Raw genomic sequence first — 7,654 nt, forward strand, 5'->3', positions numbered from 1 at the left:
AATCCGCCTGTACGGTTCGGAGGGAGGGGAGGTGAGAGCCTTCCCTACCCCTATCAGGAGAGGGAATTACTGGTGTAAGTTTCTAATGCGATTGCCCTGCGTTGAAAATATCCCTATATTTGGAGCTTGAAATAATTATGTTATTATGATAAATTAATACACTTTATTACAGTGGGGGAGGTTTTGATGGATAATATCTGGTCTCGTGTTTCTTTTAAATGGCTAAAGGCGCATACAACAAATTACGCGCTTTTATGCGTTGTCCTCATGTTTATTTCAGCATGTAGCCCTGCGCCGAAACGCACCGAATTTTTATTAAAGACGGGGCATCCAGGCAGTGTCACAAGCGTAAGCTACAGTGCTGATGGGCGGTTTATCGCATCAGGAGGCACTGATAACGCCGTGAAGATATGGGATGCCGAAACGGGGGCGTTGCAGCACACGCTTACCGGGCATTCAGGCAGTGTCAAAAACGTATGTTTCAGTGGCGACGGGCGGTTTATCGCTTCGGGCAGTTACGATAACACCGTGAAGATATGGGATGCCGCAACGGGAAACCTGATACGCACGCTCAACGGGCATACAGACACAGTGAGAAGCGTAGGTTACAGTGCCGACGGGAGGTTTATCGCATCAGGCAGTGAGGATAAAACTGTGAAGATATGGGACGCCGCAACGGGAAACCTGATACGCACGCTTGCCGGGCATTTAAGAGGTGTAAGAAGCGTAAGCTACAATTCCGATGGGCGGGTAATCGCCTCTGGCAGTTGGGATAAAACCGTGAAGCTATGGGATGCCGGAAGCGGGGCTCTGCTGCGCACGCTTGACGGGCATAAGAGCATTGTCTCAAGCGTGAGTTACAGTGGCGATGGGCGGTTTATCGCTTCGGGCAGCTTTGATAAGACTGTGAAGATACGTGATGCTGTAAACGGGGGTTTGCTGCGAACGCTCACCGGGCATACAGGCAGTGTCTCAAGCGTAAGTTACAGTGGCGACGGGCGGTTTATCGCCTCGGGCGGCTTCGATAAAACGGTGAAGCAGTGGGATGCTGGAAACGGGAGCCTACTGCGCACACTTGCCGGTCATTCAGGCGTGGTCACAAGCGTAAGTTACAGCAGAGACGGACGGTTTATCGCATCGGGCAGCCTTGATAACACCGTGAAGATATGGGATGCCGGAAATGGCAACCTTATACGCACGCTTGCCGGGCATTCAGAGGAGGCCACACATTCAGAGCCGAACACAGACGTACAACCCGACAGCGGCGAGTGAGGGAATAACATTTCCTACACTCGTGACTCACTGAGTTTACCAACTCACTATATTTGCCGCTGTCAATATTGGCCGTGTTGTATGAATTTCAGCGATACGTCCATCCTGTTTTCGATCTCTTTTAGTTCGTTGTGGATGCTTTTGAGGACTACATCAAAGGTCTTGAGATGGGGCAACTTTTCGGCCTTTTTCTTTGAGATTTCGCTTATGCCGTCCTCCATGCCTTTGAGTTTATTCATGACAATGGTCTTTTCTTTATTAATATCGGAGAGTTCCTCCTCAAGATGTCCTTTGAGAGTAAGGCAGTTGTTCACGTCGCCAGTGACGCCCTTTATGCTGAACTGAAGGCCGTTAATATCATCAATCAACTGCTCCCGTTCGCCGGTAAGCCGCTCAATCGAATCCATAAAACTCTTCGACCTGTACTCGTTTGATTGAACATCGGTTGTGGTAGCGGCTATAACTATATCCATGCCTTTGAGTTCGGAATTCAGCGCGTCAATATCATACCTAAGGGCAGTGGCCTCGTCCTGCAGAGAGGACTTTGTCTCTTTCAATTGGCGAAGTGAGTGAATAAGTTCTTTAATCTCGTTATAAAGCTCCACATCGGTTTCCATTTGACACCTCCTGTTGCGTAATAATAACACAACCTTTGTATTTAGCGCTATATTTTTTGGTGTGTGCCCTTTTTACAAATCTACCTTTCCTGCTGTAATAGGAGTATAGCAGTTGTATTTTACAACTTTCAACCGTGTATGCAGTTCAGGAGAAAACGATATGGCCATGGTAAAGGTGAAAGATAAATTTCAAGTTACTATCCCGAATGAGATTCGGCTACAGGCGCATATCAAAGAAGGGGATATTTTAGAAGTAGTTATTCAGGACAAGGCCATCGTCTTCAAGCCCGGTGCCGTATTAGACAGAGACAGTGGCGATGCCGCAATTGCCGAAGGATTAAGAGATTACTTAGACGCTTCTTTCAGCTTTTTCCTTATGTTGTTGTGTTCCTTAAAATATTTCTTAGCCTCATCCCTATCGCCCATTTTTTTAAGCAGGACGGTATAGTTATAGCGTATTTCAGCAAGCCTCTTTAAATATGCCGCGGGATGTTTTTCAGCAAATTTTCGCCTAATCCTAAGGGCATCCTCGAAAAGCACCTTAGCCCTGTACAAATCGTCCATGTCCCTAAGCAGTCTGGCAAGGTTGTTACAAGTCGTGGCAATATCTGGCAAGTAAGTGTCAGGGTCTGTAGCAGCTTAAAACATTTCACGGTGGTTTAAAAAACTGGACGATTTGTGATATAATCCCGCTGCACAGTTCGCAGCAAAGGTGTAGGCCGCTCCGATACGCGTGGTGTGCCGGTGGCGGCGTTATGCAAATCAAAAGAGATAAGGAGTGTTAGAAAAATGCTGAAGAGAATTATCGTTATGTCGTTATTTGCGGCCTTAGCGCTTAGCGCCTACGCGTTTGCCGCCCCACCGGACAACTACACAGGGAAGATGGTTATGATGGGTACTGGTATCTCAATTGATATGGCCCACCTGGGAGATAAAACGCGCACCGAAAGCCCTGCCATCAAGGGACTGGTCAGCATATCTATGCCGGCCCAAAAGAAAAGCGTTTCGATGTATGTCCCCGGCAAGGTGTACTTTGAACACACATACGACAGTAGCCAGGGGCCGTCGTTACACGATAGTAACGTGGTTTTCGAGAAGAAAAAAATTGATAAGGAGACTATTGACGGCCACCCCTGCGAAAAATCTGAAACGGTTTACTACACAAAGGACAAGCCCGATGATAAATACAAGGCCACTATTTGGGAGGCCACTGACCTTGGTGGACTCATAATACGCTATGAAATGAAGATGGCCGATATGAAAAAACCTATCATGCCCGGCAATACTAACCAGTCCGTGGTGACCGAGATAAAAGATATAAAAGTAGGTGCCGCAACGGCCTCGATGTTTGAAGTGCCTAAGGATTATAAAAAAGTCAGCACTATGCAGGAATTGATGTCTGGGGCTATAAATTCACTAAACCCGGCTCAAATGCCTCAAATGCCAAGTCAGATGAATGGCGCGGGTAAAAACAACCCGCCCGGCCAGATGCGCTCTCCAATGGACATACCTGAGTCGCAAAAACCTGAAAAGGACGGCAATTCCCATTGATTATCAGCTTGAACCGTTTATAATCTGAACTGGCAGCGTCCTTTGGCACCAAGACATTCCAACGGCAATGGCCAACTCGCAGAGACCGGTAAACTCAGAGGCGGGCAGCCGGAGCCACCCGCAACGGCGTGGGCATTCGGCACCGCTGATACTCTGGCCGTCTGCATTGCTGTCCTGACGCTCTTCGTTTATGCCGATGTTATTAGATTTGATTTCGTCGGCTATGACGACAGGATTTACGTCACAGAAAATGCGCATATCAGAAACGGCCTGAGCCGGGACAACGCCGTGTGGGCGGCAACGGCCTTCTACGATTCCAACTGGTTTCCTCTGACGCTGATTTCCCATATGGCGGACGTTGAACTCTATGGCTTACGGCCCGGTATGCACCATATGAACAATGTCTTATTTCACACGGCTAATGCAGTTCTGCTGTTTTATCTGCTCCGACGCCTCTTAGCCAGTTGTTGGATGAGTGCCTTTATCGCCGTAGTGTTTGCCCTTCACCCTGTTCATGTGGAGAGCGTTGCGTGGGTGTCAGAGAGAAAAGATGTCCTGAGCGCGTTTTTCTGGATCATTGCTATGTTGTCCTATGTGCGGTACGCCGCAAGACCTAAGGCGGCCACATATTTTTTATTTACAATATGTTTTGTCCTTGCCCTTATGGCTAAGCCTATGCCGGTAACATTTCCATTTGTACTGCTGTTGTTAGACTACTGGCCGCTCTGCAGGATAGGCGGCGTATCGCCGGAGCCGCATCCGGATTGTTATGAAGCGCGGCCGTTTAAGGCGTTAATTGTAGAGAAGGTACCTCTTTTTGTAATCTCCGCGTCGTCTGCAATAGTAACGCTGATTGCACAGAAAAGCGGCAACTCTGTAGTGTCTCTCCAGAGATTGCCATTTGGGTTGCGATTAGAAAACGCGGCCATATCTTACGTAAAATATACTTATAACACTATCTTCCCGTATAAACTGTCCATACTATATCTGCTGCCGCCCGAAATCCCCCCTGTACAGGCAATAGCGGCGGCGGCCATTGTCATACTGGTCAGCATAGTGGCAATCGGCAAGGCAAGAAAACTCCCATACTTATTTACGGGCTGGTTTTGGTTTCTGGGGACGCTTGTGCCGGTCATTGGACTGGTGCAGGTGGGAGGACAGGCGATGGCGGACAGGTATAACTATATGCCCTCTGTGGGGCTGTTTATTATAGCCGCAGTAGGTGTCCCCGCGTTACTAAAAGGCTACCGGCGTAGTGGAGTTATAATCGCCGCGTCGGCCGCACTGTTGATCTCATTTTACACAGTCTCCACTAAGAGACAGCTTCAGTACTGGAGCAACTCCATCACCCTGTTTAAGCGAGCCATAGACGTAACCAGTGGCAATAAGGTTGCATACTATAATCTGGGCATAGTCTATGCTGAGATGGGAAGGTACGATGATGCCATAGAATGCTATGAAAACGCCCTGCGTATAAGTCCCGCCGACTGCGACACTATCCACAACCTTGGCCTTGCCCTTATGAACAAAGGCCTCCCCGATGAGGCGGCGGCACGTTTTAAGAGGGTAATAAAGCTTAATCCGAGCTATGGAAAATCCTATGTCGCTTATGGTAATCTACTGCTGAAGCAAAACAGGCTTGGCGAGGCCATGCAACAGTATAAACATGCCATAGAGATAAATCCTGAGCTGCCTGGCGCCCTAAACGGCGTGGGTGTGGTTATGGCCCTCACTGGCAATCCCGATGGTGCGCTTGGGATGTTTGACAAGGCCCTTTCGATAAACCCTGATTACGCCGAGGCAGCGAACAATAAAAAGAGCGCGCTTGCGCTTATCAGCAAACGCGGCTCAAAACAATAGAGGATAAATAATGATCAAAGAGAAAAAATCGAGCAAGCTATTGGAACTCCCCGATGTAATTATAATAGTGATTGCCGTTTTGACGGCGTTTTCGTACGCCGGGGTACGCCGCAATGGTTTCATAGGAGTTTATGACGATGACGCCTATGTCTTAATAAACACCCATGTACTTGGTGGCCTTAGCGTTGACAGCATAAAACGCGCCTTCATCATTTTTCACGATGGAAACTGGTTTCCCCTTACGTGGATTTCTCACATGACAGATGTTACAGTGTTTGGATTAAATCCCGCGGGACATCACATGACGTCTGTGATAATTCATATACTAAACTCGGCGTTACTGTTTATAGTTTTTGCGCGTATGACTGCCTCCCAGTGGAGGAGCGGCTTTATTGCCGCGCTCTTTGCCTTGCACCCGTTGCACGTGGAGAGTGTTGCGTGGATTGCGGAAAGGAAGGATGTCCTAAGCGGCCTTTTTTGGATGCTGACTATGATTGCCTATGTGTACTACACAGAGAGGCCTGGCGCTGTTCGGTACATGGTCGCGCTCTTGTGTTTTATTTGCGGCCTGATGTCCAAGCCTATGGTTATTACGCTCCCTTTTGCCTTACTTCTCCTTGATTATTGGCCACTTCAGAGACTGGGTCCCTGTGGCCGGACAGACGGCAATAATCCGCCGCATGCCGCAGTTGGGCTAAGGGTTTTATTGCTTGAGAAAGTACCATTTCTTGCCCTTTCAGCCGCGTCAAGCGTACTTACCTATCATGTGCAAAACAAATGGGGGGCGGTTGTCTCCCTGGATAAACTCCCTATGAAGTCCCGTATAGCAAACGCCCTTATATCATATGCAAAGTACGCCATTGCGATGTTTAATCCTACCAACTCAGCCGTAATATATCCAATTGATGAGAGATTTCCTCTGTGGCAGGTTGTGGGGGCGGCGGTTTTCTTTGTTGGCATTACTGTGGCGGCCATAATTTGTATTAAAAGACTTCCCTATCTGTTTACGGGATGGTTTTGGTATGTCGGTACGCTTGTGCCGGTTATCGGCATCGTACAGGTGGGGACTGCCGCAATGGCAGACCGTTACACATATATCCCGTTTATCGGACTTTTCTTAATTATTTCCACTGCTGTCCCCAACACCGCCGCCATCGGGCGTGTGGGCAGGGCGATAGCCGCAGGATTGGCATGTGCCGCCATAATCGCGTGCGTATTTTATACAAAAAAACATGTAAAATACTGGCACGATTCGATCTCTCTATTTGAGCGCGCCATATCGGTTACGAAAGACAACTATGTGGCCTACAACACTTTAGGCGCGGCATTTTTTGAAATTGGAAAATATAACGAGGCATATATAAACTATACAAAGGCCTTGCACATAAACTATATATATGTATCCGCTCATGCCAACTTAGGAAATTTGATGGTAAAATTGAACCGACTGGACGAGGCCATAGAAAGCTATAGCACTGCAATCAAAATGAACCCGTTGTACACTCCAGCTTACAACGGTATCAGTGCGGCATTATTGCTACAGAACAGAACTGTCGAGGCAATCCCATACCTTAGAATGGCAGTAACTCTGAGTCCTGACCCCGTGAATGCACAGAAGAACTTGGACCGTGCCATGAATAAGGCGATTAGTGAAAACAACTCCGCAATTATGTTGTTTATGCCGCAATAAACTATGCCAACAACCTATGTCGCGTCTAACAGGGAGCTGACAAATTGGGCTATATCACGGCGTATCTCATCACTGACGGCGATAAACTCCGAGGCGGCGGCGTAGCCGTCTTCCGTTTCCATAACCCTTACCACCTCGCCATAAATGAATATTGGGACAGGTGGTTGGACGGGCAGAATCATTCTTAATTCGATAATATCTTTTACACTAACCATCGTATTACAAAGCAACCGGACGCCACTGCCGCTTAGATTTAATTGCTTGTACTCAAGTTTACGAAACCCATCGGCCTTGTCAGAGCTGTCGAGGACTCTTCCCAAAGAATAAGCTCTTTCCTGAAGGTCAGACAGCAACTCAGGTAATTCGGTGACTTCATTCAACTCTGAATTGGCTATATCGGCCACGGCTGCCGCCTCTGATATTTCAGAGAAGTACGCACTCTGCCCCTGAACCGGAAGCACCCGCACCCCAACCCTGGCATAGGCATCAACCCTTGGATATGTCCTTCTTTCCATCAGACACACCTTCTCATCAACAGGGGATTTCCCTCACACACAGCATGTTTAGTATAAACCATGTATCGCTGCTATATCAAGTGTCGTTGAAAATCAGGGCAATCGCATTAGAAAAATTAGACAGAAATTGCCTACACTTTTAGCGCTGA

General features: G+C 47.9%; 8 protein-coding genes. 5 read left to right on the forward strand and 3 right to left on the reverse strand.

Features of this window, described 5'->3' with window-relative positions; translation table 11 throughout:
• Positions 1-186: 186 nt before the first annotated feature.
• A complete protein-coding gene (locus AB7D94_RS15330) occupies positions 187-1,272 on the forward strand; it encodes a WD40 repeat domain-containing protein (protein WP_420266857.1) in 1,086 nt (361 codons plus the stop codon).
• Positions 1,273-1,334: 62 nt separating this feature from the next.
• Here AB7D94_RS15330 and AB7D94_RS15335 read toward each other — a convergent pair whose 3' ends face one another.
• Positions 1,335-1,889 carry a hypothetical protein gene (locus AB7D94_RS15335; RefSeq protein WP_420266858.1) on the reverse strand — a complete coding sequence of 185 codons (555 nt, stop codon included), beginning with the start codon at positions 1,887-1,889 and terminating at the stop codon, positions 1,335-1,337.
• A gap of 166 nt (positions 1,890-2,055) precedes the next feature.
• Here AB7D94_RS15335 and AB7D94_RS15340 point away from each other — a divergent pair, with 166 nt between their 5' ends.
• A complete protein-coding gene (locus AB7D94_RS15340; protein WP_420266864.1) occupies positions 2,056-2,337 on the forward strand; it encodes an AbrB/MazE/SpoVT family DNA-binding domain-containing protein in 282 nt (93 codons plus the stop codon).
• On the opposite strand, the gene AB7D94_RS15345 is transcribed toward AB7D94_RS15340, so the two are convergent.
• Positions 2,235-2,504 (reverse strand): tetratricopeptide repeat protein, encoded by a 270-nt coding sequence (locus AB7D94_RS15345; RefSeq protein ID WP_420266859.1) that lies wholly within the window; start codon positions 2,502-2,504, stop codon positions 2,235-2,237. The genes AB7D94_RS15340 and AB7D94_RS15345 overlap by 103 nt on opposite strands.
• Before the next feature lie 174 nt (positions 2,505-2,678).
• Between AB7D94_RS15345 and AB7D94_RS15350 the strand changes: the two genes are divergently transcribed.
• The 3 genes from AB7D94_RS15350 to AB7D94_RS15360 are packed head-to-tail and all read left to right on the forward strand — an operon-like array spanning position 2,679 to position 6,990.
• Entirely contained in the window at positions 2,679-3,440 is a 762-nt protein-coding gene (locus AB7D94_RS15350) for a hypothetical protein (RefSeq protein WP_420266860.1), read from the forward strand.
• A gap of 42 nt (positions 3,441-3,482) precedes the next feature.
• The gene (locus AB7D94_RS15355; protein WP_420266861.1) at positions 3,483-5,300 is read left to right on the forward strand and encodes a tetratricopeptide repeat protein; all 1,818 of its coding nucleotides are present in this window, start codon (positions 3,483-3,485) and stop codon (positions 5,298-5,300) included.
• Positions 5,301-5,310: 10 nt separating this feature from the next.
• Positions 5,311-6,990 (forward strand): tetratricopeptide repeat protein, encoded by a 1,680-nt coding sequence (locus AB7D94_RS15360; protein ID WP_420266862.1) that lies wholly within the window; start codon positions 5,311-5,313, stop codon positions 6,988-6,990.
• Between the two features lie 14 nt (positions 6,991-7,004).
• Here the strand turns inward: AB7D94_RS15360 and AB7D94_RS15365 are convergent, their stop codons facing one another.
• Positions 7,005-7,505 carry a PilZ domain-containing protein gene (locus AB7D94_RS15365; RefSeq protein ID WP_420266863.1) on the reverse strand — a complete coding sequence of 167 codons (501 nt, stop codon included), beginning with the start codon at positions 7,503-7,505 and terminating at the stop codon, positions 7,005-7,007.
• Positions 7,506-7,654: the final 149 nt, after the last annotated feature.

The organism is Candidatus Magnetominusculus dajiuhuensis, assembly GCF_046044395.1.
GTDB classification, from domain to species: Bacteria; Nitrospirota; Thermodesulfovibrionia; order Thermodesulfovibrionales; family Magnetobacteriaceae; genus Magnetominusculus; species Magnetominusculus dajiuhuensis.

Coding starts and splice junctions, on each gene's coding strand:
- AB7D94_RS15365 (WP_420266863.1), bottom strand. CDS start 7,505: ATGGAAAGAAGGACATATCCAAGGGTTGATGCCTATGCCAGGGTTGGG.
- AB7D94_RS15360 (WP_420266862.1), top strand. CDS start 5,311: ATGATCAAAGAGAAAAAATCGAGCAAGCTATTGGAACTCCCCGATGTA.
- AB7D94_RS15330 (WP_420266857.1), top strand. CDS start 187: ATGGATAATATCTGGTCTCGTGTTTCTTTTAAATGGCTAAAGGCGCAT.
- AB7D94_RS15350 (WP_420266860.1), top strand. CDS start 2,679: ATGCTGAAGAGAATTATCGTTATGTCGTTATTTGCGGCCTTAGCGCTT.
- AB7D94_RS15340 (WP_420266864.1), top strand. CDS start 2,056: ATGGTAAAGGTGAAAGATAAATTTCAAGTTACTATCCCGAATGAGATT.
- AB7D94_RS15335 (WP_420266858.1), bottom strand. CDS start 1,889: ATGGAAACCGATGTGGAGCTTTATAACGAGATTAAAGAACTTATTCAC.